Source organism: Pseudomonas sp. IT-P218, assembly GCF_949767605.1.
In the GTDB taxonomy this organism is placed as follows: Bacteria; Pseudomonadota; Gammaproteobacteria; order Pseudomonadales; family Pseudomonadaceae; genus Aquipseudomonas; species Aquipseudomonas putida_AE.
Genome location: NZ_CATKQQ010000028.1, coordinates 1 through 25168, shown reverse-complemented (window position 1 = coordinate 25168; position 25168 = coordinate 1). Strand labels below are relative to the sequence as shown.

At 59.2% G+C, this 25168-nt stretch carries 22 protein-coding genes; 6 read left to right on the top strand and 16 right to left on the bottom strand.

The window, feature by feature from the left end; all coding sequences use genetic code 11:
* Positions 1-50: 50 nt before the first annotated feature.
* The 3 genes from ACM6I6_RS17255 to ACM6I6_RS17245 form a co-directional block, all read right to left on the bottom strand.
* Positions 51-1394 (bottom strand): ATP-binding protein, encoded by a 1344-nt coding sequence (locus ACM6I6_RS17255; protein WP_274072902.1) that lies wholly within the window; start codon positions 1392-1394, stop codon positions 51-53.
* Complete coding sequence (locus tag ACM6I6_RS17250) at positions 1391-2068, bottom strand: response regulator transcription factor (RefSeq protein WP_274072901.1); 678 nt, start codon at positions 2066-2068, stop codon at positions 1391-1393. Before ACM6I6_RS17250 ends, ACM6I6_RS17255 begins: the two co-directional genes overlap by 4 nt.
* A 118-nt stretch (positions 2069-2186) precedes the next feature.
* Positions 2187-2789: a hypothetical protein gene (locus ACM6I6_RS17245; protein WP_274072900.1), complete on the bottom strand. Its 603-nt coding sequence runs from the start codon at positions 2787-2789 to the stop codon at positions 2187-2189.
* Positions 2790-2988: 199 nt separating this feature from the next.
* On the opposite strand from ACM6I6_RS17245, the gene ACM6I6_RS17240 reads away from it, so the two are divergent.
* Positions 2989-3714, top strand: coding sequence for a 4'-phosphopantetheinyl transferase family protein (locus ACM6I6_RS17240; protein ID WP_274072899.1), 726 nt, complete (start codon positions 2989-2991; stop codon positions 3712-3714).
* 72 nt (positions 3715-3786) lie between these two features.
* Here ACM6I6_RS17240 and ACM6I6_RS17235 read toward each other — a convergent pair whose 3' ends face one another.
* Positions 3787-5397, bottom strand: a complete 1611-nt coding sequence (locus tag ACM6I6_RS17235) for an ATP-binding protein (RefSeq protein WP_274072898.1) — start codon at positions 5395-5397, stop codon at positions 3787-3789.
* Positions 5394-6116, bottom strand: coding sequence for a winged helix-turn-helix domain-containing protein (locus ACM6I6_RS17230; RefSeq protein WP_323608127.1), 723 nt, complete (start codon positions 6114-6116; stop codon positions 5394-5396). Before ACM6I6_RS17230 ends, ACM6I6_RS17235 begins: the two co-directional genes overlap by 4 nt.
* 729 nt (positions 6117-6845) lie before the next feature.
* On the opposite strand from ACM6I6_RS17230, the gene ACM6I6_RS17225 reads away from it, so the two are divergent.
* Entirely contained in the window at positions 6846-9740 is a 2895-nt protein-coding gene (locus ACM6I6_RS17225) for a ribonucleoside-diphosphate reductase subunit alpha (RefSeq protein WP_408598330.1), read from the top strand.
* Between the two features lie 201 nt (positions 9741-9941).
* Here the strand turns inward: ACM6I6_RS17225 and ltrA are convergent, their stop codons facing one another.
* The 7 genes from ltrA to ACM6I6_RS17190 all read right to left on the bottom strand — a co-directional run bounded on the left by ltrA (position 9942) and on the right by ACM6I6_RS17190 (position 16952).
* Positions 9942-11363 (bottom strand): group II intron reverse transcriptase/maturase, encoded by a 1422-nt coding sequence (ltrA, locus tag ACM6I6_RS17220; RefSeq protein WP_414920301.1) that lies wholly within the window; start codon positions 11361-11363, stop codon positions 9942-9944.
* A 481-nt stretch (positions 11364-11844) separates the two neighbouring features.
* The gene (flgE, locus tag ACM6I6_RS17215) at positions 11845-13155 is read right to left on the bottom strand and encodes a flagellar hook protein FlgE (RefSeq protein WP_414920300.1); all 1311 of its coding nucleotides are present in this window, start codon (positions 13153-13155) and stop codon (positions 11845-11847) included.
* A 31-nt stretch (positions 13156-13186) separates the two neighbouring features.
* Entirely contained in the window at positions 13187-13906 is a 720-nt protein-coding gene (gene flgD / locus ACM6I6_RS17210) for a flagellar hook assembly protein FlgD (RefSeq protein WP_274078103.1), read from the bottom strand.
* 15 nt (positions 13907-13921) lie between these two features.
* A complete protein-coding gene (flgC, locus tag ACM6I6_RS17205; protein ID WP_042607186.1) occupies positions 13922-14365 on the bottom strand; it encodes a flagellar basal body rod protein FlgC in 444 nt (147 codons plus the stop codon).
* Between the two features lie 3 nt (positions 14366-14368).
* Entirely contained in the window at positions 14369-14776 is a 408-nt protein-coding gene (gene flgB, locus ACM6I6_RS17200; protein ID WP_414920299.1) for a flagellar basal body rod protein FlgB, read from the bottom strand.
* Between the two features lie 370 nt (positions 14777-15146).
* Positions 15147-15974, bottom strand: a complete 828-nt coding sequence (cheR, locus tag ACM6I6_RS17195) for a protein-glutamate O-methyltransferase CheR (RefSeq protein ID WP_046817752.1) — start codon at positions 15972-15974, stop codon at positions 15147-15149.
* Between the two features lie 45 nt (positions 15975-16019).
* Complete coding sequence (locus tag ACM6I6_RS17190) at positions 16020-16952, bottom strand: chemotaxis protein CheV (protein ID WP_274078105.1); 933 nt, start codon at positions 16950-16952, stop codon at positions 16020-16022.
* Between the two features lie 81 nt (positions 16953-17033).
* Between ACM6I6_RS17190 and flgA the strand changes: the two genes are divergently transcribed.
* The 4 genes from flgA (at position 17034) to ACM6I6_RS17170 (ending at position 19641) form a co-directional block, all read left to right on the top strand.
* Positions 17034-17795, top strand: coding sequence for a flagellar basal body P-ring formation chaperone FlgA (gene flgA / locus ACM6I6_RS17185; RefSeq protein ID WP_408598336.1), 762 nt, complete (start codon positions 17034-17036; stop codon positions 17793-17795).
* 168 nt (positions 17796-17963) lie between these two features.
* Entirely contained in the window at positions 17964-18287 is a 324-nt protein-coding gene (gene flgM, locus ACM6I6_RS17180) for a flagellar biosynthesis anti-sigma factor FlgM (protein WP_323628103.1), read from the top strand.
* Positions 18288-18335: 48 nt separating this feature from the next.
* Entirely contained in the window at positions 18336-18803 is a 468-nt protein-coding gene (locus tag ACM6I6_RS17175; RefSeq protein WP_323628104.1) for a flagellar protein FlgN, read from the top strand.
* A gap of 91 nt (positions 18804-18894) precedes the next feature.
* On the top strand, positions 18895-19641 hold the full coding sequence (locus tag ACM6I6_RS17170) for a flagellar brake protein (protein ID WP_274078109.1): 747 nt from the start codon (positions 18895-18897) through the stop codon (positions 19639-19641).
* Positions 19642-19707: 66 nt separating this feature from the next.
* On the opposite strand, the gene ACM6I6_RS17165 is transcribed toward ACM6I6_RS17170, so the two are convergent.
* From ACM6I6_RS17165 to ACM6I6_RS17150, 4 genes are all read right to left on the bottom strand, one after another.
* Positions 19708-21078, bottom strand: a complete 1371-nt coding sequence (locus ACM6I6_RS17165; protein WP_274078110.1) for an MFS transporter — start codon at positions 21076-21078, stop codon at positions 19708-19710.
* A gap of 61 nt (positions 21079-21139) precedes the next feature.
* The gene (locus ACM6I6_RS17160) at positions 21140-22381 is read right to left on the bottom strand and encodes a glutamine synthetase family protein (RefSeq protein ID WP_274078113.1); all 1242 of its coding nucleotides are present in this window, start codon (positions 22379-22381) and stop codon (positions 21140-21142) included.
* 260 nt (positions 22382-22641) lie between these two features.
* Positions 22642-23334, bottom strand: a complete 693-nt coding sequence (locus ACM6I6_RS17155) for a HAMP domain-containing sensor histidine kinase (protein ID WP_323608123.1) — start codon at positions 23332-23334, stop codon at positions 22642-22644.
* Positions 23331-24935: a response regulator gene (locus tag ACM6I6_RS17150; RefSeq protein WP_406592823.1), complete on the bottom strand. Its 1605-nt coding sequence runs from the start codon at positions 24933-24935 to the stop codon at positions 23331-23333. The genes ACM6I6_RS17155 and ACM6I6_RS17150 overlap by 4 nt, the downstream gene beginning before the upstream one ends.
* Positions 24936-25168 lie beyond the last annotated feature (233 nt).

Sequence of the window (25168 nt, the reverse complement as noted above, 5' to 3'; positions counted from 1 at the left end):
GCGATCGCGTCTGTACCCCCGCAAACGCCAGCACCCCGGCTCCTACAAGATCACGCCAGCGGAAAATGAATACGGAAGGCGGCACCGCCCAAGGGTGAGTCGCCCAGGGTGAGTTTTGCGCTATAGCTTTCGATGATGTCCTTGACCACCGCCAGGCCAATACCCTGTCCTGGATGCTGACGGTCCAGGCGTTCACCGCGCTGCAGGATCCGCGTGCGCTGATCGAGCGGGACGCCTGGGCCATCGTCTTCCACGCATATCTCGATACCATCGAGGGTATGCATGCTGATGCGCACTTCGCTCAGGCACAGTCGATAGGCGTTCTCCAGCAGATTGCCAAGCATTTCCAGCAAGGCGCCCTGCTCGATAGGGACCAGACACTGCGGCGGCAAATCGAAGGTAACCTGCACCTGTTTGTCGCGATAGACCTTGTCCAGCGTATCGCAAAGGCTCTGCAACACCGGTTGCAGGCGTACCTGATGGCGCACCAATCCGCTCTTGCGCAGGCTGGCGCGTTGCAATTGGTAACCGATCTGTTGGCTCATGCGCTCGATCTGGGTCTGCAGCACCCAGGCCTGATCCCTCTCCTCAGGGCGTTGCGCCATGCCTTCGCTGACCCCCTGCAATACCGCCAATGGGGTTTTCAGGCTATGGGCCAGATCGTCGAGGGAATCGCGATAACGGCTACGCTGTTCACGCTCGCTGTGCAGCAATCGGTTTAAAGAGCCGGTCAGGCGCAGCAGCTCACGTGGGTGTTGCTCGCTCAGGCTTTCACGGGTGCCGCTTTCGATCTCGTCCAGCTCCTGGCTCAGCCGGCGCAATGCCTGCAACCCCCAGGACAAGCCGCCCCATAGCAATGCCAGAAGCACCAGTAATGCCGCGCCGAAACCCAGGTAAAGGTTTTCCCGCAGGCCGCCGAGCGTAGCATCGTATTCACGCGCCGGTTGCAACGCGACGAAGCTGAACGCCGCGTTTTTGCCGCCGAGCAGTTTGACCTCGACGTCATAGACGAAGAATTCCTGGCCCGTGTCCTGGCGAATCCTGGCAAATTCATTACCGCGCCCGTCGTAACGCGGCTTGTAATTGATGTTCTTCACCAGGGTGTCTTTCGAGCGCCAGACCAACTGACCTTCGCGGTTATAGATGTAACCGAGCAAGTTGCCATCGGCCAGGTTGAAGCGCTCGTCGGGCAACTGTTCTGGCATCAGCAAGCGGTCGTCCTCGACCCGTGCAGCAGAGATCAACGTGGTGACGTCCGACGCCAGTCGCTGCTCGATGGCGTCCTGCAGCGCCAGGCTGAACGCTCCCTGCATCGCCGGCAGCAACGCCAGCATGAACAATACTGCGAGGATCGTGGCGGCGAGCATCAGGCGAACGCGAAGAGAACCGATCAAGTGCAACGCTCAGTGAACAGATAGCCCAGGCCACGCACCGTTTCGATTGGCTTGAAACCGGACGGACCTTCAAGTTTTCGACGCAGACGGCCGACCAGCACTTCGATCACGTTCGGATCGCGCTCGTCATCGTCCGGGTAAAGCTGCTCCATCAAACGGTCCTTGGGGACCACCTGCTGATGATGGCGCATCAGATACTCGAGAATCCGGTACTCATACGCGGTCAATGCCAGTGGTTGCTCCTCAAGGGACGCCTGCTTGCGATTAAGGTCCAGCAGCAGCGGCCCGGCAACGATCGTTGACTGGGTAAATCCGCTGGAGCGGCGCAACAAGGCATTCAGCCGAGCTTCCAGTTCTTCAAACTGGAAGGGCTTGACCACATAGTCATCGGCACCGGCAGCAAGGCCTTCAACCTTGTCCTGCCAGTTACCGCGTGCAGTGAGGATCAGGATCGGGAAGGTCTTGCCTTGCGAGCGCAACTGACGGATCAGATCCAGCCCGCCCATGCCCGGCAAGCCGAGATCGATCACCGCCAGGTCGTGGTTGAACTGCTCGGTCTGATACAGCGCATCGACGGCGTTGGCCACGGACTCGACCACATGGCCGCTGTCCGTCAGGCGGGTTTGCAAGTGATGACGCAACAGCGCTTCATCCTCGACAACCAGCAATTTCATGTCGCTCTCCCAGGCAAATCAAATACCCCGGAGGCACGATCGACGCACCTCCATGACTAACAGGCTGCGCCGGAACAATCTCCTGGATTGATCCGGCGCAGCCTGCTGCACACGCTTTTCAGAAAGCATAGTTGGCTGAAAGGTAGGTCTGTGCGCTGCTATTCAAACTCAGCGATCCCTGCTTGCTACCACCTTGTGCGCTCATTTCGGTGCTGGCGTTGCTGCGCAGGTAACGGTACCCCAGTTCAACTGAAGTGTTTTGCGAAACCTGTTGCAGAATGCCTGCCTGTGCGCCAATGGTGTAACCGAAGTTGGTGTCGCGACTGAAGCCTGATGACTCCTGGGTCAATTTGGTCAACCCGGCGGAGGCACCGCCGAATAGCCTGGTGTCAGCACCCAAGGGATGGAACAGATCGTAGCTGCCCAACAGGTTCTCCTGACGCAGTTTAATGCCATTGTGCGAGCCCGACACGTTATCGTACGTGGCGTAGTAACGGCCTTGGCTGTTTTGCTGCCCCACACGCAAGCCCCAGGTGTGGTCCTTGGCAATCACGCCGTCGGCGTTCGGACGGTTGAGATTATCGTTCAAGGCGCTGGACTTTTTGATCTTGTCGCTGGTCTGCCCATAAGTAAGGCTGGCGAAATTGTCGTTGGCACCGAATGCGGCAGTGCTCGCGCCGAAAACGGTGAATGCCAGCAGCAGTTTTTTGATTCCAGTCATGGGTGAAGCTCCTCATAAGTTCGTGCTTGAGTTCGTGTTGTTTTGGCTACGGAGCAAGACTACTCACGCCGCCCTGAACTCACCCTGAACGCGCGCTTAACCTGAGCTGAACCATATCCACCCAGCTGTTTTGATGATTTTCCAGCAGGAAATCCCCCAGGACTACCCAGCATCAAGGCAACCCGGCAAAATGCCCGACATGAATCCCGTCCCCGCCCTGCCCGTCTTCTGCACGCCCCTCGACGCCCATTGGCCGCTGCCGCTGGTGCTGCCCGATGCGGTGCTGTTGAGTACCCACTTCGATACGTCGCAACTGCTCAGCGATGATTTCCAGCGCAGCGCCATCGAGGCGCCCGCGAGCATTCAGCGCTCGGTCGCCAAACGCCAGGCAGAATTTCTCGCCGGGCGGATCTGCGCCCGCGCAGCCCTGCAACAACTGGAAGGCCTGAACTTCAGTCCGGCCATCGGTGATGACCGGGCGCCTGTCTGGCCTGCGCACATTACCGGTTCGATCACCCACAGCACTGGTCGGGCCGCGGCGATCGTGGCGAAGAAAAGCCATTGGCGCGGGTTGGGGATGGACATGGAAAACCTGCTCAATGCCGAACGTGCCGAACGGCTGGCCGGGGAAATCCTCACCCCGGCGGAACTGCAGCGCATGGCCGCCGGTCATCGCGATCAGCTCGCGTTGCTGGTCACCCTGACGTTTTCAGTGAAGGAGAGCCTGTTCAAGGCGCTCTACCCGATCGTGCGGCAACGTTTCTACTTTGAACACGCCGAGGTGCTGGAGTGGACCGAGTCAGGTGAGGTGCGGTTGCGGTTGCTGACGGACCTGTCCGGTGAATGGCGTAACGGCACCGAGCTGGAGGCGCAGTTCGGGGTCAAGGATGGGCAGTTGTTGAGTCTGGTCAGTATCAAGGCCTGAAAGATATTTGCTGTTTGTCAGGCCCTCTTCGCTGGCAAGCCAGCTCCTACAGGGGATTTGGGGCGCGGGGTCTCAGCGTTTCTCCTGATTGCGCGGCCAGCTCAGGCTGAAACATGCGCCGCCCAGGCTTTTGCTCTTGCCGATCAACGCCCGACCGTCGTGCCAATGGATGATCCGCCGCACGATCGACAATCCCAAGCCATGGCCGCCCGAGGCCCGGGTGCGGCTGTCGTCGAGGCGCAGGAATGGCGTGAAAATTTTCTCCCAGGCCATTTCCGGCACACCCGGCCCGTCATCTTCGACATCCACCCGACAACGTTGCTGCCCCACCTGATAGCTGATGGTGACTCGCGATTGAGCGTGGCGCATGGCATTGGTCACCAGATTCTGCAGCGCCCGGTGCAGGTAGCGCGGCTCGGCCTCGACCCAGGCGTCGTCGCAGTCGGCGGCCGACAGGCACAACCCTCGCTGCACCGTGACCTCGGCGCGCAAGGGCGCCAGCTCATCGATCACCTGATTGACCAAGGCATCCAGATCGATACGCTGAAAATTCAGGGCTGGCGAGCCTTGTTCCAGCCGCGCGTACGTCAGCATCTCGTCGACCAGGCGGTCGAGGTCCTCGATATCGTGGTCCATGCCTTCGCAGTATTTTTCCAGGTCTTGCGGGGTCTTGGCCGAGCCGATCATTTCCAGGCCAAACCGCAGGCGGGCCACCGGCGTGCGCAATTCGTGGGACACGGCACGCACCAGCTCTCGCTGAATGGCCAGCAGCTGTTGCAGGTGCTCGGCCATGCCGTTGAACGCCGACGCCAGTCGCCCTACCGAGTCTGCACCCCGCGCCGGCACACGGGTTTCCAGGCTGCCCTTGGCGATCCGCGTGGCCGCCGCTTCCAGCCCGCGCAAGCGGCGCTCCAGTTGCCGCACCAGCAGGTAGACGATCAAACCGATCAGGCTCAGCCCCAGTGCGGCAATCAGCACCAGCCACTCCGGCGGATAAGGATTCATCTGGTACAACGGGCCGATTTCCAGCACCCAGGGCGTGCCGACCATGCCGGCGAACACCCGGATCGAATCACCCTCCTTGCCCAGCGCCATCACGGTGTCGCCCTCGGACACGCGGCGGCTCTGGTCTTCGTCCATGTCGGCGTCTTCGACCGTGACCAGGCGCAAATCGAAGCCAAACCCCTTGTCCTGTTTCAATTGCGCCAGACGCACCGGTTGCTCGCCCACCGGGTAGCGCACCAGTTCGTCTGCCAGCAGATAGATAGTCGCCCGGGCGAGTTGTTCGCTGATCTGCTGGACTTCACCGGTGAGAACAAGCTGCTCCTGGTCGCTGACCAGCCGATAAACCCTGGCCGCATGCGGGCCGGTCTGCTCCACCAGGGCCTGGCCGCGCAATACCCGGGTGCGCTGGGTGAGGTCGAGGTCGGTCTGGGCAAAGGTTTTCAGCGCCAGCGGAATCCCCAGCAGCCGCTCCCACACCAACAGGGCCCGGCGGCGTTCGGTCTGGTTCATCGGCTGCAGGTTGTCGGCCATCAGCGAAAACGTGCCGTGGGCCAGGCGTTCGCGATACTGCTCGCCGCGCACCTCATTGAGCAGGTGCAAAGCCAGCACACCGAGTACCGCCACCAGTATCAGCGCGGCACACATGCCGCCGTAGATCCGCAGGAAGATCGAGTTCACAGGGTCGGGTCTACGCAGGCCTCGGGGACAAACAGGTAGCCTTTGCTGCGCACGGTCTTGATCAGCCGCGGATGGTCCGGGTCATCACCGATCTTCGGGCGGATGCGCGAGATGCGCACGTCAATGGAGCGGTCCTGGCCGTCATAGCCGATGCCGCGCAACGCGGTGAAGATTTCTTCCCGGGACAGGATGCGCCCCGCGTTGGCCACCAGCAGCCAAAGCAAATCGAACTCGGCGCTGGTCAGTTCGATGCCGTTGTCGTGCAGCCAGGCTTCGCGCAATGCGTTATCCACCACCAGCGGGCCGAACTGCAGGCGCCGTTGTTTTTCCGGGACGACCTCCGGCGCTTCACTGCGGCGCAGCAAGGCCTGGATGCGCGCCAGCAGCAAACGCGGGCGCACCGGCTTGCACACGTAGTCGTCGGCCCCCAGGTCCAGGCCGAGGATCTGGTCGGTGTCGTCGGTGCGCGCGGTGAGCATCAGGATCGGGCCGTCATACCGGTCGCGAACCTTGCGGCATATGCTCAGGCCGTCTTCGCCCGGCAGCATCAGATCAAGAATCACCAGGTCCGGTTGTTCCTTGATGATGCGGGCCGCCGCCAAGGCACCATTGCCTTCAATCGAGACACTCAGGCCATTGGCTTGCAGGTAATCGCGCGTCAGTTCGGCCAGACGCTGATCGTCCTCCACAATCAATACCTGCCAGGCTTCTTGCTCCACCGGTGACCTCTACTTGCCAGAACGCTCATAAGGAAGGATCCGCCCGTCTTTTTGTAATGATAGGGGTGGATAAATTGCATACATGCTGACCGATTGTATAAACGTCGCCCACGCAGAACACAAGCCGGTAAATGCGTTCGGACAGCCAGGTTTTTTGTGATAGGGTTCGCGCCCTTAAAAACCTGATCAGTCATTTTCGTTCGTTAAAAATCACTGAAAAAAGCTTCAATCCAGCTAGGTCGCGGCCTACACGCCGGTTCCCTCTTTCACACACAATTTACGCACAGTTTATCCACAGGCAGCACGTTGCATTCGCCCCCCAAAACGCATTATCTTGTAGCCAGCGCGTTATAAAATCCCTACATGTAGGGTTTTAAGCTAAAAACCAAACACAAACCGGACAGCAATTTCAAGCGCTTTTCATGCGTCTTTCCGGTTGAACCAAACGTATTTTTCGAAGACCAAACCGCGCGTGCGGATGGCTACTGTATTTCGACCCAAAATGGTGAAAACGGTACGGGTGTTGCAGTCATTACTGACACTTGGAAAGGAATGCGGTATCGAGCAAAGGCTCGCACCTGAACTTCGGCACGGACGGCCTCATTAGCCTTTTTCCTACTGTCCCGAAGTTGTTATGCCCGACACCCACGTCGGTTGTAGTGCTTCAGGACAGAACGGTGGGCACTGTAAAGGTGCCCAAACAAACATAGAGAATGTGGAGACACCCCCATGCAAACCGACACAACTCGCGAGAACCCGCAGGGTACCTTGCCGCAGGCCGCTGATTCGAATTCGGATCTGTCCGCCACCGCGCCTGGTCAATTGCGCGTGATCAAGCGTAACGGCACTGTCGTTCCTTACACCGATGACAAGATCACCGTCGCCATCACCAAAGCGTTTCTCGCAGTTGAGGGCGGCACCGCTGCCGCTTCGTCGCGCATCCACGACACCGTGGCGCGCCTGACCGAACAGGTCACTGCCACCTTCAAGCGTCGCATGCCATCGGGCGGCACCATCCACATCGAAGAAATCCAGGACCAGGTCGAACTGGCCCTGATGCGTGCCGGCGAGCAGAAAGTGGCCCGCGACTACGTGATCTACCGTGACGGTCGCTCGAAAGAACGCGCCGCCCACGCTCCGGTCGAAGCCGCTGTCGACGCTCACCCGTCGATCCGCATCACCCGCGCCGACGGCAGCCTGGCACCGCTGGACATGGGCCGCCTGAACACCATCGTCACCGAAGCGTGCGAAGGCCTGGAAGAAGTCGACGGCGACCTGATCCAGCGCGAAACCCTGAAGAACCTGTACGACGGCGTGGCCCTGACCGACGTCAACACCGCCCTGGTGATGACCGCCCGTACCCTGGTCGAGCGTGAGCCGAACTACTCGTTCGTGACCGCCCGCCTACTGATGGACACCCTGCGTGCCGAAGGCCTGGGCTTCCTCGGCGTCGCCGAGAGCGCGACCCACCACGAGATGGTCGACCTGTACGCCAAGGCCCTGCCTGCCTACATCGCCAAGGGTATCGAATTCGAATTGCTGAACCCGGTCCTGGCCGACTTCGACCTGGAAAAACTGGGCAAGGCGATCAACCACGAGCGCGACCAGCAGTTCACCTACCTGGGCCTGCAAACCCTGTACGACCGTTACTTCATCCACAAGGATGGCGTGCGTTTCGAACTGCCGCAGATCTTCTTCATGCGCGTGGCCATGGGCCTGGCGATCGAAGAGAAACAGAAAGAAGACCGTGCGATCGAGTTCTACAACCTGTTGTCGTCCTTTGATTACATGTCTTCGACCCCGACCCTGTTCAACGCCGGTACCCTGCGTCCACAGCTGTCGAGCTGCTACCTGACCACCGTGCCGGATGACCTGTCGGGCATCTACCACGCGATCCACGACAACGCCATGCTGTCGAAATTCGCGGGTGGCCTGGGTAACGACTGGACGCCGGTGCGTGCACTGGGTTCGTACATCAAGGGCACCAACGGCAAGTCCCAGGGCGTTGTACCGTTCCTGAAAGTGGTGAACGACACCGCCGTTGCCGTCAACCAGGGTGGCAAGCGCAAAGGCGCTGTGTGTGCCTACCTGGAAACCTGGCACATGGACATCGAGGAGTTCATCGAACTCCGCAAGAACACCGGTGATGACCGCCGTCGTACCCACGACATGAACACCGCCAACTGGATCCCTGACCTGTTCATGAAGCGCGTCTTCGATGACGGCAAGTGGACCCTGTTCTCGCCGTCCGAAGTACCGGACCTGCACGACCTGACCGGCAAGGCTTTCGAAGAGCGCTACGAGTACTACGAAGCGCTGACCGAGTACCCGGGCAAGGTCAAGCTGTTCAAGACCATCCAGGCCAAGGACCTGTGGCGCAAGATGCTGTCCATGCTGTTCGAAACCGGCCACCCATGGCTGACCTTCAAGGACCCGTGCAACCTGCGCAGCCCGCAGCAGCACGTCGGCGTGGTCCACAGCTCGAACCTGTGCACCGAGATCACCTTGAACACCAACAAGGACGAGATCGCCGTTTGCAACCTGGGCTCGATCAACCTGCCGAACCACATCGTGGGTGGCAAGCTGGACACCGCCAAGCTGCAACGCACCGTGAACACCGCCGTGCGCATGCTCGATAACGTTATCGACATCAACTACTACTCGGTGCCACAAGCGAAGAACTCCAACTTCAAGCACCGTCCGGTCGGCCTGGGCATCATGGGCTTCCAGGACGCCTTGTACCTGCAGCACATTCCTTACGGTTCCGACGCAGCCGTCGAGTTCGCCGACAAGTCGATGGAAGCGGTCAGCTACTACGCGATCCAGGCTTCCTGCGACCTGGCTGACGAGCGTGGCGCCTACGAGACGTTCCAGGGCTCGCTGTGGTCCAAGGGCATCCTGCCGCTGGATTCGCAACAAATCCTGATCGAAGCCCGTGGCCAGAAGTACATCGATGTCGACCTGAAGGAATCCCTGGACTGGGCACCGGTTCGCGCCCGTGTACAGAAAGGCATCCGTAACTCGAACATCATGGCCATCGCACCGACCGCGACCATCGCCAACATCACTGGCGTTTCGCAGTCGATCGAACCGACTTACCAGAACCTCTACGTGAAATCAAACCTGTCGGGCGAATTCACCGTGATCAACCCGTACCTGGTTCGCGACCTGAAGGCTCGCGGCCTGTGGGACTCGGTCATGATCAACGACCTGAAGTACTACGACGGTTCGGTGCAGCAGATCGAGCGCATCCCGCAAGAACTCAAGGAGCTCTACGCGACTGCCTTCGAAGTGGACACCAAGTGGATCGTTGACGCGGCCAGCCGTCGTCAGAAGTGGATCGACCAGGCTCAGTCGCTGAACCTGTACATCGCCGGTGCTTCGGGCAAGAAGCTGGACGTGACCTACCGCATGGCCTGGTACCGTGGTCTGAAAACCACTTACTACCTCCGTGCCCTGGCCGCGACCAGCACCGAGAAGTCGACCATCAACACCGGCAAGCTGAACGCTGTTTCCAGCGGCGGCAACCACGGTGATGATTCGGTCCTGGCAGCTCCAGCAGGTCCAGCTCCAGTGCCGAAGGCTTGCGCCATCGACGAGCCGGATTGCGAAGCTTGCCAATAAGCTGAACCGGTGACACCAAACCCCCGACAGGCCCCTGGCTTGTCGGGGGTTTTCTTTTGCCCATGAAAAAGATCGCAGCCTCGATCCCTGTAGGAGCTGTCTCGCGAAGCGAGGCTGCGATCTTTTGATCATCGAGTAGGAGGCGGATTTACATCCGCCGTCCTCTCACACCACCGTACGTACGGTTCCGTATACGGCGGTTCAGGTTACACGGCTAAGCCGGTTTATCGTATCCAGTATCGAGACCAAACCGAGTCGATCCCAGAGTTTCTTCGGCAGCGCCTGATTCATATGTGACGCTCCCGAGTTCCACCAAGGGCCCTGCCCATTGGACGCCGATCTACGAGCGCGTCCTTCGTCGATCCCCAGACGCATCAGGTTACGCGCCCTGGTTGAGGGCTGCCTCCATTGGCGCCAGAGCATGCAGCGAAGTTTGTGGCGCACCCAGCCGTCCAACTCCTCAAGGGGTCGCTTGCTTTGACTGAGCTTGAAGTAACCAGCCCACCCGCGCAGTACAGGGTTGATCCGCTCGATGACGCTCGCCATCTTGCAGCCCTGCGCTCCGCGCAGCAGGTCTCTAAGCCGGTCGCGCAAGCGTCCCAGGCTCGTCGTCGCTACTCTTAGTCTCGGCTGCTGATGCCAGCTCATCCCGTAACCCAGGTAATCGCACATCCAGGATCCGGCTACCCGGCTCTTGTCCCGGTTCAGCGTCAATTTAAGGCGCTGGTTCAGGAGCCGCTCCACGCCGGCCATCACTCGTTCGCCCGCACGGCGACTGCGCACATAAATGTTCGCATCGTCGGCGTAGCGCACGAAGCGATGGCCCCGTCGCTCCAATTCGCGATCGAGTTCGTTGAGCAGGATGTTCGACAGCAACGGCGAGAGCGGGCCGCCTTGCGGCGTCCCTTCCTGCCGTCGGCTGGCAAGACCACCTGACATCGTCCCCGCTTCGAGGTAGCGACGGATCAGCGTGAGCACACGTTTGTCTTCGATTTGACGCTCGATGTAGGCCATCAATACATCGTGGTTGACCCGATCAAAGAACTTCTCCAGATCCAGTTCCACGCACCAGCGGTGACCCGCTGCCACGTGGGCACGGGCTGTTTCGATGGCTTGATGAGCGCTTCTGCCCGGACGAAAACCGTAGCTGTAGTCCGAGAACAACGGATCGAAGATCGGCGTGAGCTGTTGCAGCAGGGCCTGTTGGATCAGGCGATCCACGACGCAGGGGATTCCCAGCTGTCTTGTTCCGCCTTTGGGTTTGGGGATTTCGACGGCGCGTACACCTTGCGGGTGATACTCGTCGGCCAGCAACCGAGCCTTGAGGATCGGCCAATACTGTTTCACGTAGCCCGCCAATTCGTCGACCGTCATGCCATCGGCACCCGGCGCGCCCTTGTTGCTGACTACGCGTTGATACGCACGCTTGAGATTGGCGGGTGCAAGCACCCGCGCCATCAGCGTGTCCGGCTCCGCGTTCGTCCACGTCACAGACGCCGTCGATGCTTGCGCCCTGTCAGCCGTCATCCTCGGATACCGTCCGGGACCTGGGGTAACAGTTTCCTCTTGGAGAATATTCTGCGTTTCAGCATTCGACGAGACTCTGACGCCTACTGGCGGCATAACCTGTTCGGCCCTTCATCGACCCGGTTTCGGCGATTACTACGGCTTCGGCTGACTTCTGCACGCTCATCCCGTCGCCTCTCGACGCTCGGTAGCACAGTGGCAAACGTGCAGATCTCCCAGGGTAATTCGCGCGACCTTCCTGCTTATGCCTGTCGGATATACGTCACAGCGTTCCGTGCAAGTATTGGGCTTTGGCAATTTTGGCTACCTTGCCCCGCTGCACCGCCTAATCCGCTTCCTGTTCGTCAGGCCAGCATTTTGCCTCGGGCTTCCTTCAGATTCGCAGTCGCCCGCGACACCCTTGCCTCTGGCTAACACTTCCCCTTGCCGGGTGTGTAGAGGACTTTCACCTCCAAGTCACCAGCGTGGCCACCACAGCCAAGCTGGTTGCGCTTCGCGCAACGCGCCATACCTGGCGCACCAAAAAAAAACCCCTCTTGCGAGGGGCTCCTTGTACAGCGCTTTCAACCAACCCTCATCAAGCCATCTGAATGATGGTCTGCATGATGGTGCTCTGGGTCGAGATGGTCTTGGCGTTCGCCTGGTAGTTGCTCTGCGCCTTGATCAGGTCGACCAGTTCGTTGGTCACGTTGACGTTGGACTCCTCCAGGGAGTTGGAGTGAATTTCACCCAAACTCCCGGTTTGCGGAGCATCGTAGCCCGGAATACCCGAACTGTAGGTTTCTTTCCAACTGGAGCCGCCCACTGGCTGCAGACCTTGCTCGTTGGTGAAACTGGCCAATGCGAACTGACCGATCGGCTTGGTCTGGTAGTTACTGAAGTTGGCCAGCATGACGCCGCTGCCGTCGATGGTCAGGTTGGTGATCTCGCCAGTGGCGTAGCCGTTTTGTGCCGGAATGGAACGCGCGGTATCGGCATTGAACTGGGAGGTGCTGCCCATGGCGATGGTCAGGCCCGCCGGGTCGGCGGATGCGCCGTTGGCTGCCCAGACACCATTGGTCACTTTGCCCGGAACCCAGTTGGTGATCTTCAGATCAGGGCTGACGACTGGAGGAGTACCCGGAGTGGTGACCGAAACCAGCTTGCCGCTGGTATCGAACGCCATGACGGAAGCCACCGGAGGGGTCGTCTTCGGGTCGCTGCCATCAGGATTTCGACCATCAATCAGGGTGTAGGTGCTCCAGGTATTCGGACCAGTCTTGACCATGTACTGGTCCATCGAATGCTGGTTGCCCTGGGTGTCGAAAACCGGAGTAGTGAACTGCTTGCTGTAGGATCCCGTCTTGCTCGGGTCGAACGGGTTTGCCACGACGTCTATCACATCGGACGTAGAGTTCAAGTTGATCGTCGACGATACGGTCGTGGTGGCTTTCGGCGCCAGGTTCGACGTATCGATACGCAGGTCGGTCAACACGCCGTTGATGATCTTGCCGTCGGCATCCACACCGTAACCCTGCACTCGCGCCGAATAATCGGTGTTGGTGACGTAGCCGTCCTTGTCGACCTTGAACGTACCGGCACGGGTATAGGATAACGAACCGTTGTTGTTCAGTACGAAAAAGCCCGAACCGTTGATGCCCACGTCCAGCACGCTGCCAGTGCCGCTGCTGACATCGCCCTGGGTAAATTGCTGGGAAACGTTGGCCAGGCGCACACCGCTGCCGACGGTCTTGTTACCTGTGCCCAATTTGGTGGACGAGTACACGTCCGAAAATTCCGCACGGGACGATTTGAATCCGACGGTTGCGACGTTGGCGATGTTGTTGCCGGTTACGTCCAGTTGCTTGTTGGCGGCATAGAGACCGCTAAGGCCGATGTTGAAAGACATAGTCCACTCCGTTGTGCCGGGTTAGTCGGCTCTATATACCAATGGTTTGCACTTTGGACAGGGCGATACTGCCCAGCCCAGCCAGATTGAGCATCAATTCACCGCCGGTCTGGCTGAGAGTCACGCTGGTGACGGTTGCTGGCAGGTTGGTGATCAGCGCAACGCTCTGTTCATCGATGGTGGTCGCTGCGGCAAAGGTGTAAGTCCCCACCGGGGCCACGTTACCGGCATCGTCCTTGCCATCCCAGGTGAAGCTGGCATTGCCGGCCTTCTGATCAGTCAGCTCGATAGTGCGAACGACCTTGCCATCCTTGTCGGTAACTTTCACCGTGGCCGAGGCTACGGATTGAGGCAACACGACCGCCCCGGTCATGCCCTTCGTTGTATCGACCACTGCCTTGTCGCCCGGCGCAATGACCGAACGGCCAACCAGTGACGAAGCTTGCAATGCCTGTGATGAGCCGAAGGCGCCAGCAATGCCGCTCACGGTACCGTTGAGCGTGGTGATGCCTTCAAGGCTACTGAATTGTGCCAACTGCGCCACGAACTCGCCGTTGTCCTGCGGTTCCAGCGGATTCTGGTTTTTCAATTGCGTGACCAGCAATTGCAGGAACGCATCCTTGCCCAAGGCCTTTTTACCCGAAGCGCTACCCGCCGCTGACGCCAGACTATCGTCTGTCTTGGTCTTTACCGCGGAGTTGGCCAGGATATCGTTGATATTCAAACCACTGGTGGTATCGGTAACACTCATCTGAGTCGCCCCTTATCACTGACCGAGGGTCAGGACCTTCTGCATCATGGTCTTGGCGGTATTCATCATTTCGGCGTTGGTCTGGAACGAACGGCTCGCGGAAATCATGTCAGCCATTTCTTCCACCACGTTGACGTTCGGGTAGTAGACATAGCCCTTGGCATCGGCGGCCGGATGGTTCGGCTCATAGCGTGCTTCAAGGTTGCTCTGGTCTTCGACCACGCCCAGCACCTGAACGCCTTGACCGGCCGCGTCCTGGTTCTGGAACAGAGAATCGCTGCCGCCAGCCTGGCCGCCCTGGAACATGGTGGCGAACACCGGGTGACGCGCACGGTAGGTCTGGTCGATGCTCGAGGAGACCGTCTCGGCGTTGGCGATGTTCGAGGCCACGGTGTTCAAGCGCGTGGTCTGGGCACTCATGCCGCTACCGGCAATGTTGAAAACACTGGACAGGGACATGACTTACTCTCCGCGCAGGGCTGACACCAGCCCTTTGAATTTGCTGTTGAGCAGGGTGAAGCTGGCCTGGAATTTGACCGAGTTTTCCGCGTAGTTCGACTGTTCCAGCTGGGCGTCCACGGTGTTCTGGTCGATCGACGGTTGCATCGGCGTGCGGTACATCAACGACTCGTCGCCATTGCCCAGGCCCTGGGCTTCGATATGACGGTTGTTGGTCATGTTCAGGGCGAAGGTGCCGTTTTTGGCCTTGTCGTTCTGCGCCTCGAGTACTTTCGAGAACTCCAGGTCCCGCGCCTTGTAGTTCGGGGTGTCGGCGTTGGCAATGTTGTTGGCCAGGACTTCGGCACGCTGGGCGCGGAAGCCCAGGGCCTTTTCGTGAATACCGAGCGCTTTATCGAAGCTGATGCTCATGTCGGGAAACCTTTGGGTGACCTGATTTTTCGTAGGATGGACATAGCAAGCGTCATGCCAATCCAGAAAACCCCGTAAACCGGGGCTTTGCGGGCATTGGCCCCGGCGGCAACGACAGAAAAGCGGCAACCGGCTTCCGCTGGATGCCGCTTTTCTGCCGCTTGCCTCTGCTTACGAAGACGCCAACCTACCCTGTGGGAGCGAGCTTGCTCGCGATGACGGTGTGACAGTTTGCATTGATGTCGACTGACATGACGCCATCGCGAGCAAGCTCGCTCCCACAGAGGTCATGCGGTGCCTGTGAGAAATCATCAGGCACAAAAAAACGGGAGGCCCTGAGGACTCCCGTTATTTTTGCAACACCAACGATTCATTTCGCCTGGTAAATAATCCCCGGGCTGCACTGGACCATCTGGTAATGATCCGGCAATCCGTTCAACGCTTCTGAAGCACCGAGGAACAGATAACCGCCCGGCTTCAACGTGCTGTGAATACGCAACAGGATGTCCTTCTTCACTTCGGCGGAGAAGTAGATCAGCACGTTGCGACAGAACACGATGTCGAACTTGCCAAGGCTCGCGTAGCTGTCCAGCAGGTTGAACGAACGAAACTCGACCCGGCTCTTGATTGGCGCCTTGATCGCCCAGCGCCCCGGCCCTTTCGGGTCGAAATAACGCTGCAGGCGTTCGGGAGACAGGCCGCGACCTATGGCCAGGCTGTCGTACTCGCCCGTCTTGCAGTTGTTCAACATGGTGCCCGACAGGTCGGTGGCCACAATCTGCACGCCCATCCTCAACTGCCCTGGATTGAACCGCTCGAACTCATCAATGGACATCGACAGCGAATACGGTTCCTGACCCGACGAGCACGCCGCCGACCAGATCCGCAGACGCTGGCCGGGACTGGCCTTGATCGCTTCAGGCAGCACCTTGTTCTTCAACACTTCAAACGGATAGGTGTCCCGAAACCACAAGGTTTCGTTGGTCGTCATCGCATCCACGACCATCTCGCGCAATCCGCTGCGCGGCTGGGTCTGGATGCGCTGGACCAGTTCACCCAGGGACTTGATGCCCTGCTGCTCCATCAGTTTGTTGAGACGGCTGGAGACCAGATACTGCTTGTTTTCACCGAGCAAAATGCCACAGGCTTTTTCCAGGAACACCCGGAACTGTTCGAAATCCAAATTACCCGTAGACAATGCTGCCGCCTCTAAAATCGTGTGACTGCCGGGGGCCGAACGCCCCTAGCTGATGTCTGCTGCCTTGATCCGGTCGACTACCCGGGATGCCAGGTCATCAGGGCGGAATTTGGCCAGGAAGTCATCGGCACCGACCTTCCTGACCATCGCCTGATTGAACACACCTGACAACGAAGTATGCAGGATGATATGAAGCTTTTGCATGCGCGGGTCGTTGCGGATCTCGGCCGTGAGGGTGTACCCGTCCATTTCCGGCATCTCGATGTCGGAAATCATCATCAGGAATTCCTCTTCCGGCCGCTTGCCCTCGTCGACCAGTTTGCGCAGGTAATCCAGCGCTTGCCGGCCGTCGTTCAACGCCACCACTTCAACACCGACCGTTTGCAGGCAACGGGTGACCTGCTTGCGCGCCACCGACGAGTCATCGACCGTCAGCACGCGCAAGGAGAGCGCCTTGTGCTGGGTCTCGACATCCACCACCCCGGCGGAAATCGCTTCCGGGGTCGGCGCTACTTCTGCCAGCACCTTCTCGACGTCGATAATTTCGACCAACTGGTTGTCGACCCGAGTCACCGCCGTCAGGTAGTGATCGCGCCCCGTGCCCTTGGGTGGCGGATGAATCTCCTCCCAATTCATGTTGACGATACGTTCCACCGAGCGCACCAGGAATCCCTGGGTCTTGGTGTTGTACTCCGTGATGATCACGAAAGGGTTGCCCTTGTCCTTCAAGCCACCGGAACCGGTCGCCATCGCCAGATCAAGGATCGGAATGGTCGCCCCCCGAATATTCGCCACGCCACACACGACAGGACTGGACTTGGGCATCAACGTCAGCTTGGGGCATTGCAACACCTCCCGCACCTTGAACACGTTGATCCCATACAGCTGCTGGCCGTCGAGACGGAACAACAGCAACTCAAGGCGATTCTGCCCCACCAGTTGCGTGCGCTGGTTTACCGAATCCATTACACCAGCCATGCCTGACTCCTACGCCAACGCCAAGTGTTGTTGCGACGCGCCTTCTGCACTAAACGGCACGGTGCTTGCTTTTTATATGTCATGAACACAGAACCGACATTTTTCCGCCGCCTGACCACTCCCTGCCGCCAATGGCTCGGGGTGTTGTCGGCTGTTTGCCTGTTCAACGCTGGCAGCCCTGCCCTTGCTGACGCGGTTACCTTGCCTGACATGCTTATCGGCGTCACCCAGGGCTTTCTTGAATTCACCGTAGAGGACTATCTGGCGACGAGTCAAACCCAGGGTCGCTACGAAATCCAGGTGAACCCGCTCGATCCGCGCCTGCGCATGCCCATGTGCGACAAGGAATTGACAGCCACCCTGGAGAGTCCAGCCAAGCCTTTGGGCCGCGTAACGGTCAAGGTTCGCTGCGAAGGAACATCCCCCTGGACCGTGTTCGTACCCGCTCAAGTACGCCTGTTTCGCGAGGTCGTCACCACCACCCGGCCCCTGCGTCGTGCCGGCATTGTCGAACCGCAGGACGTCATGCTGCGTGAGCGCGATATCAGCCTGCTCAACCAGGGTTACCTGACGGACGTGGACCAGGCCATCGGGCAACGACTTACCCGACCAATGGTCAATGATCAGGTCATCAGCCTGGTGCACATCGAACAGGCGGAAGTCATACGCAAGGGTGACCAGGTGGTGATTACCGCCCGCAGCGGTACGCTCAGCGTGCGCATGCCCGGCGAGGCATTGGCCGGTGGCGGCCTGAGCGAACAGATTCGAGTCAAGAACCTCAATTCCAAACGGGTCATCAAGGCGCAGATCATCGCGCCGGGCCAGGTGGAAGTGTCCATGTAGGGCTTACTGTGGGTGAAGAAGTGGCGCCGACCTCGACGCTTCCCTAAACTGTGTGCCAGGCACGGCAAGCGCTGGCGCGTGCAAGCTCATTTTGATAAATGAGCCTAAAGTTTTTCAGGGAACGGCCGAAAACATGGCAAGCGTCCAAATTCCCAGAGGTTTTTTACCATGGTCATCGATTTCAGCCGATTGAACAGCTCCCCGTCACTCACGGGCAGTACACGTACCACCGCCAAGGAAACTGCCGAAACCGGCAAGTCTGCCGAGCCCAATACCCCGGCCGAACAGGCCAATACCGTCAAAAGCGGCGAATCGGTACATCTGAGCAATGAGGCGCAACAGTTGCAGAAGATCACAGATACGCTGCGCGATCAGCCTGCCGTCGACAAGTCCCGAGTGGCCGAGTTGAAAGCAGCCATCGCCGATGGCAGCTATAAAGTCGACAGCAACCGTGTAGCCAGCAAACTGCTCAACTTCGAAGCCCAGCGCTAAGCCTCGGCCCGCGCCAGGCTTTTGGACGCTTAAACCCCAAGGCCAGCCATGCACGACACTAATTTACTGCAACTGATCACCGACGACCTTGCTCCAGCGCAACGCTTGCTGGAGTTACTGCGCACCGAATCCCTCGCCCTGCATGGCCGCGACATGCAGTTGCTGGAAGAGATTCTGGCGCAGAAGCAGGCAATGATCATCGAGCTCGAACAGCATGGCCGCAAACGCAGTGAGCTTCTCGCCAGTCTCAACCTGCCCGCCAACCGCAGCGGCCTGGAACAACTGGCCAGCCAATCGAGCGTTGGCGAAGCGCTGCTGGCGCAAAGTGATGTGCTGACCGACCTTCTGGCTCAATGCCACGCCGCCAACGCCAACAATGGACAGTCGATTCTGGTACAGCAGGCCGCCACGGCCACCCAGCTGAGAATCCTCAACGGCGGTGAACAACCCGCGCTCTATGACGCCAGCGGATCATTCTCCAGGCTTGTGAAACCACGCCCGCTCAGTCAGGCTTGAACCTGTCGATAAGCACGCTCTATCAAGACGCGAAACATGCTGGCAAAATGCCGCACGCCGTAGTCAAAATTTGTCTGGAGATTGATTAACCGTGTCCAATGCCTTAAACGCGGAAGATGCGCCGCAGCCACCCAAGGTGCTCAGCACGCCCCTGGAAATCTCCGGCAATTTGCGCCAGCTGCTAGACAGCCATGACCCGCTGATCATCACGTTCCACGAGCGCAGCCAGCGCTTCCAGAGTTATCTGGTGGACCTGGACCGCGAACGCAACATGATTGCCCTGGACGAAATGATTCCCCGAGATGGCGAACGCTTCCTGCTGGCCGGCGAACCTTTCAAGGTCGAAGGATTTCATGAAGGCGTGCGCATCGCATGGGAAAGCAATGGCCCGCTGACCATCGACGAATCCAACGGCAGCCGTTGCTACCGTGGCACCCTGCCCGATGAGGTCGTTTACCACCAGCGCCGCAATGCCTTCCGGGCCGCGTTGAAACTGGCCCAACTGGTCAACGTCAATCTGGACGGTGAAAAACTCAAGGCATCGATCAGTGGCAAGCTGCTGGACATTTCCGCCACCGGCTGCAAGTTGCGCTTCGAGGGCGACATCACCGGCAGCCTGCAACTGGGTCAGGTCTACGACCGATTCAACGCCGACCTGCCCTTCGGTAAAATGACCGCGCCGGTCGAACTGCGCTACCTGCACTTCGAAGAAAAGATCAACACCACCTTTGCCGGCGTTCGCTTCCACAACATGAGCGGGCTGGTGCAGCGTCAGGTCGAGCGCTTCGTCTACCAGCTGCAACGCGAAGCGCGGCGCTTCGACAAAGACGACTTCTGAGACAAAGCTCTCAAAGCAAAAACGGGCAGCCCCTTGCGGTGACTGCCCGTTTTTTTTACCTGAATGTCATGGCCTGGCTTCGGTAAAACTCTGCTCCCTGCCCGAATCCGGTTCTTGCGGAGGCTGATCGGTTCCCGGTTCCGGTTCTGGTTCGGAACCAGGCTCTGGAGCAATCGGATTCTGCATCTGGTCCTGCACCACCTGCTCATCCACCCTCGGATCGAGTGCCGCCACCAGTGGCGAACTCGACATACTGTCCGGCATGGCGACGTGATGCAGCGGTGCGTCGTCCACCTGATGCAGGTTGGTCACCGCTTTCGGACGAATTCGCCACACCAGCACCAACGCAAAGAAACTGAAGAACGCATAGAGCATCTGGCTGCCGAACAACTTCATCAGCACACCCGCCACCAGCGGCCCGATACTGGCGCCCACGCCGTAGGTCACCAGCAACATCGCCGTCAGCGATACCCGTCGATCGCCCTCGACATGGTCATTGGAGAAGGCCACGGCCAACGGATAAAGGCAGAACTGCACCAACGAACAGAGGAACCCGGCGATGAACAGGACTTCCAGCGGCACCCGCTCCATGATCGCCAGCGGCAAGGCGGCCAACGCCAGGCTGAATGCAAAGCAGCGGATCAACAGCGCCCGGTCATAGCGATCGGACAACCATCCCAACGGCCACTGCACCACCAACCCGGCAAAAATGCAGCTACCCATGAACAGGCCGACCTGCTCCGTCGACAACCCTTGCTGAGAGGCGTACAGCGGCGCCAGACCGTAGAACGAGCCGACAATCAGCCCTGCCCCCAGGACGGTACTCAATGACTGCGGCACGCGCTTGATAAAGAACCGCGGCTCCATCGGCGCGGGATGCAAGGGCGCCGGGTGAATCCGCCGGGTCAGGGCCACCGGTACCAGGCAGAGGGTGAAACACAGGGCCACCAGCATCAACAGTTCCAGGCCCAGCCCCGGGTGCATGACCAGGATCAACTGACCCAGCACCAACCCCAGGTAGGAGGCGATCATGTAGCCGCTGAACACCAGTCCGCGCTGCTTGGCTTCGGCCTGCTCGTTCAGCCAGCTCTCGATGACCATGTACTGGCACATCATGCCAAGACCGACGATCACCCGCAGGAACAGCCACGCCGGCAACCAGTTCACCAGGCCATGGCCCAGCACCGCCGCGCCGACGATCCCGGCACAGGCCGAGTAGGCTCGTATATGCCCGACCCGCGCAATCAACCGATGGCCGATCTTGCCGCCCAGCACCAGGCCGAAATAGTTGGCGGCCATCAATGCACCGACCCACAGGCTGTCGACATGATCGGCAGCCAGGCGCAACGCCAGGTAAGTACTTAACAGGCCTGAGCCGATCAACATCATCAGCGAAGCGAAGTAAAGCGCTCGAAAGGACTTCCAGATTTGGCGCAACGAGCGGCTCCTTGCAGTGAGTGACGGGCTATTCAAACGATAGCCCGGTGTCGATATTTCGTCAGGCCTGGGCGGCCAGGACGCGCCGCTCCCAGGGAGTGATTTCATCCTGGAAACTGGTCAGTTCCATGGTCTTCGAAGCGATGTAGCCTTCGATGAACTCCTTGCCGAACAGTTCCATTGCCAACTGGCTACGTTTCAGACGCTCGAGCGCTGCATGCAAGGTACAGGGTAATGAAAGTTTATCCGGCACCTCGAACTCCCCCTGGATCGGCTCGTCGGGTTCCAGCTGGTGCTGGATGCCGTACAAGCCGCACGCCAGGCTCGCTGCAATTGCCAGATACGGATTGGCGTCAGCCCCCGGCAAGCGGTTCTCGACCCGACGAGCGACTGGCGAACTGGCGGGAATACGCAATCCGGCCGATCGGTTGTCATGGGACCAGCAGGCATTATTCGGTGATGCGAAGGGATGGTACAAGCGCTGGTACGAATTCACGTTCGGCGCAAACAGCGCAGTGAAATCCGCCATGCCGGCTTGCTGACCGCCGATGAAATGACGGAAGGTCGCGCTCGCTTGACCGTTTTCGTCGGTGAAGACATTCCGACCCGTAGCGACCTCGACGATGCTTTGGTGAATGTGCATCGAACTGCCGGGCGTATGCGCCAGTGGCTTGGCCATGCAAACCGCGATCAGGCCGTGCTTGAGCGCGACTTCCTTGAGCAAATGCTTGAACAGGAATGTCTGGTCGGCCAGCAGCAAGGGATCGCCGTGCAGCAGGTTGATCTCGAACTGGCTGACGCCCATCTCGTGCATGAAGGTATCGCGGGGCAGGCCCAACGCCGCCATGCATTCATAGACCTCGCGGAAGAACGGCCGCAGGCCATTGTTGGAACTGATACTGAACGCCGAATGCCCGTCCTCGCGACGACCGTCCAGGCCAGTGGGTGGCTGGAACGGCTGGGTCGAATCGGTATTGGGCGCAAAGACAAAAAACTCGAGCTCGGTCGCCACCACCGGCGCCAGGCCAATGGCCGCGTAACGCGCGATGACCGCCTTGAGCTGGCCGCGTGTGGAAAGGCTGGAACTTTCGCCCGTCAATTCGTCCGCATCACAGATGGCCAATGCCCGAGGGTGTTTGCTCCAGGGCAGGCGGTGGATCTGCGCCGGGTCCGGGACCAGTGCGAGGTCGCCATCATCGCAACCGTAAAAACGCGCCGGCGGATATCCGCCCATGATGCATTGCAGCATCACGCCCCGTGCCAACTGCAGACGGCGTCCTTCGAGGAAGCCTTCGGCAGTCATCACCTTGCCCCGTGGTACGCCATTCAAATCCGGCGTGACGCATTCGATCTCATCAATGCCGGTCAATCGCTGCGCGAGTGAACCCAGGCCATCGGTTGTCATGACGCAATCCTTGTTTTTATACGAGCCGCGAGCGGCAACTCGTACAAAATAGGCTCCGCGTGTTCAGAATATCAAGCACGTTACGCAAATATGTAGGAGCTGCCGGAGGCTGCGATCTTTTGATCTGTTTTTTAAAAGATCGCAGCCTTCGGCAGCTCCTACGGAAGATAAAGCCTGAAGACACCGCCGCCCAGAGGGCCGCCATTGCTGATTTCCGTACGTCCGCCTACGCCGTTACGTTGATGCAACGCGGCGATCCGACCAGCAAAGTACAGACCCAGGCCGGTGCTGCCAGTGCTGTGATTGATACCCTGAACGTACTCGGCCTGGCGCTCGATCATCTGCGGGGGATAACCGTCACCGTCGTCGTTGATGGTCAAGATCAGTTGCCCGGCTTCGTCGCTGGCGCTGATCAACACCGCATGTCGGGCATAACGGATCGCGTTGTTGATGGTGTTGGCCAGTACCGAAGCGATCAGCTCACGGTCGAAGAAACCCAGGGGGCTCAAGGGATCGACTTCAAAGGTGGCGGCAATACCGCGACTGGCGAACACGTCCTGATGGCAAGCCAGTTGCGCTTCGATGAAGTCATCGAGTTCGTGGTAGGCCGGCTGCAGGGGCATCTGGTTGACACCCAGTTTGTACAGGCCCAGCAGCTGCACCAGCATGCCATTGAGGTGCGCAAACTCGAATTCGATCACACCCTGCTCCGGGGTGTGGCGCGCTGACACCGGCAAGTTCGCCAGGCATTGGCTGTGGGCCTGCATCAGCATGGCCAGCGAGTTCTTCATGTCATGTACGGTAGAGGCAATCACCGTCGAGAAATCCAGTGCCTGTTGCTGCTCGTTCATTCGCCAAATGCCTTGTTCTTGAGCTTTTTATAACGCGCAAAACGCGCGTCGGTGTCCGGCATCAAGCCGACCATTTTCAGGCAGGCTCGACATTCCACCATTTCCGCCGAGGGGGCAGTGGTATCGGTGCCGTGCAGCAACGCTTGCGCGAGGTTCAACGCGATACTGATGTTCTTGGGCTGCAGCGCCAGGGCTTTGCGGAAAATTTCCCGGGCCTGCACCAGGTCACCGGTCTTGTACACGCGCACGCCCTGGCGATTGAGATCGGCCGCAACGTTACCGGAGTTGAGGATGCTCGGATCGTCGGTCAACTTGGCAATGCCCTTCATCACCGCAGGATCGTCGCCGTAGATCTCCGCGCAGTTTTTCAACATCGAAGCGCCCGCACTCGCCTGACCCAGCATCTGCAATTGTTTGGCCACCAACAGCGCCGCTTCGGCACTCATGAACTGCTCCATGCCATCGAGCCGCATGATCGCTTGTTCGGTCAGTTTTTCCGCGGTTTCGGCGTCGTTGATCAGCAGACTGGTCGCCTTCATCAATCGCGCCCTGATTTGCAGACCAGGATCGGACGGATTTTCCTTGGCCACAGCACTCAGGGTCGTGTTGATTTCCAGACGAGTCCGGGTATCCAGGCCTTTTTCACTGCCCTTGCTGATCAATGCGTGAGCCAGTCCAAGGTTGCTTTCCGCATCCTTGAAACGTGACTGGGCCCCCTGGGCAACCGCCTGGCGGTAGGCTCTGGACGCCGTGTCAAAATCTTCATTGGTCATGGCCAGTTTGCCCAGCTGCGCTTGCCTGCGCACGGCCAGTGGTGACAAGCGAATCGCCTCCTCCAGGACGCGTTGGGCGGCCTTGGTATCCCCTTCGGCAACCAGCACCTCGGCCATGCCATCATAGAGCGCGGGCATCATCGGGAACACTTTCAGCGCTTTTGCGTAGAGGGCTTTTGCCTGGGTGACCTGACCGCGCTTGAACAGCAACTTGCCCAGCCCGGCAAAGGCCCAGGGCAAGGGTCGATCGGCAATGATGCCATCGTAGAGACGCTCCAGCACCTCATTCTGATTGAGGTCACGCAGGGCATCGGCGCGGTAGCGCAAGCACAACGGCGAATAGCGGATGTCCTGTTTGCACAAGGCGATACAGGCATTGAGTACTTCAACCGGCTTGCGCCGGTCCAGGGCCTGCAGTATCGGCTTGAGCAACGTCTTGCGCTGCACCAGTCGCTCCAGGCGCTGGGCCAGGCCGGAACGGTTGAAGGGCTTGGTCAGGTACGCATCAGGTTCGTGTTCCAGGGCGCTGAGCACCATGGCCTGGCTGGTTTCAGCGGTGACCATCACGAATACACTTTCGTGACTGATCAGTTTGTCGATCATCAGGTCTTCGAGCACCTGCTGACCGTTCTTCTTGCCATCGCCCAGGTGAAAGTCCTGCAGGATGAAATCGTAGGATTTCTGCGAACACATCTTCAGCGCCTGTTCGCCAGTGTCAGCCGTGTCCACATCCTTGACACCAAGCTCGCGCAGCATCGACCTGACCGAACTGCGGAAATCCGAGAAATCATCGACGATCAGAAAACTCTTTTGGTGATACGACAGCATCCAAGATTTCCAGGCAATTTAAGAAGAAGAACCGAAAGGCGAATGCACGAACAAGATCAGCTTCACTGCCCTTTATGGCGCGCAGATGATAGCTGTTCGCCATCATCCATCAAGGGATTTCTGTTGAAACCGTGATGAGCATCGCTGCGACCTTCTGGGTTATCGGCCAGCAGTAGGGATCTCTTGAATGATGTGGGAGCGAGATTGCTCCTACAGGGGGAGGAGCCAGAAAG

What these genes read in the sequence shown, in the direction of transcription:
- ACM6I6_RS17250 (WP_274072901.1), bottom strand. Translation starts at nt 2,068, where the DNA reads ATGAAATTGCTGGTTGTCGAGGATGAAGCGCTGTTGCGTCATCACTTG.
- ACM6I6_RS17245 (WP_274072900.1), bottom strand. Translation starts at nt 2,789, where the DNA reads ATGACTGGAATCAAAAAACTGCTGCTGGCATTCACCGTTTTCGGCGCG.
- ACM6I6_RS17240 (WP_274072899.1), top strand. Translation starts at nt 2,989, where the DNA reads ATGAATCCCGTCCCCGCCCTGCCCGTCTTCTGCACGCCCCTCGACGCC.
- ACM6I6_RS17225 (WP_408598330.1), top strand. Translation starts at nt 6,846, where the DNA reads ATGCAAACCGACACAACTCGCGAGAACCCGCAGGGTACCTTGCCGCAG.
- ltrA (WP_414920301.1), bottom strand. Translation starts at nt 11,363, where the DNA reads ATGCCGCCAGTAGGCGTCAGAGTCTCGTCGAATGCTGAAACGCAGAAT.
- flgE (WP_414920300.1), bottom strand. Translation starts at nt 13,155, where the DNA reads ATGTCTTTCAACATCGGCCTTAGCGGTCTCTATGCCGCCAACAAGCAA.
- flgD (WP_274078103.1), bottom strand. Translation starts at nt 13,906, where the DNA reads ATGAGTGTTACCGATACCACCAGTGGTTTGAATATCAACGATATCCTG.
- flgC (WP_042607186.1), bottom strand. Translation starts at nt 14,365, where the DNA reads ATGTCCCTGTCCAGTGTTTTCAACATTGCCGGTAGCGGCATGAGTGCC.
- flgB (WP_414920299.1), bottom strand. Translation starts at nt 14,776, where the DNA reads ATGAGCATCAGCTTCGATAAAGCGCTCGGTATTCACGAAAAGGCCCTG.
- ACM6I6_RS17190 (WP_274078105.1), bottom strand. Translation starts at nt 16,952, where the DNA reads ATGGCTGGTGTAATGGATTCGGTAAACCAGCGCACGCAACTGGTGGGG.
- flgA (WP_408598336.1), top strand. Translation starts at nt 17,034, where the DNA reads ATGAACACAGAACCGACATTTTTCCGCCGCCTGACCACTCCCTGCCGC.
- flgM (WP_323628103.1), top strand. Translation starts at nt 17,964, where the DNA reads ATGGTCATCGATTTCAGCCGATTGAACAGCTCCCCGTCACTCACGGGC.
- ACM6I6_RS17175 (WP_323628104.1), top strand. Translation starts at nt 18,336, where the DNA reads ATGCACGACACTAATTTACTGCAACTGATCACCGACGACCTTGCTCCA.
- ACM6I6_RS17160 (WP_274078113.1), bottom strand. Translation starts at nt 22,381, where the DNA reads ATGACTGCCGAAGGCTTCCTCGAAGGACGCCGTCTGCAGTTGGCACGG.
- ACM6I6_RS17155 (WP_323608123.1), bottom strand. Translation starts at nt 23,334, where the DNA reads ATGAACGAGCAGCAACAGGCACTGGATTTCTCGACGGTGATTGCCTCT.
- ACM6I6_RS17150 (WP_406592823.1), bottom strand. Translation starts at nt 24,935, where the DNA reads ATGCTGTCGTATCACCAAAAGAGTTTTCTGATCGTCGATGATTTCTCG.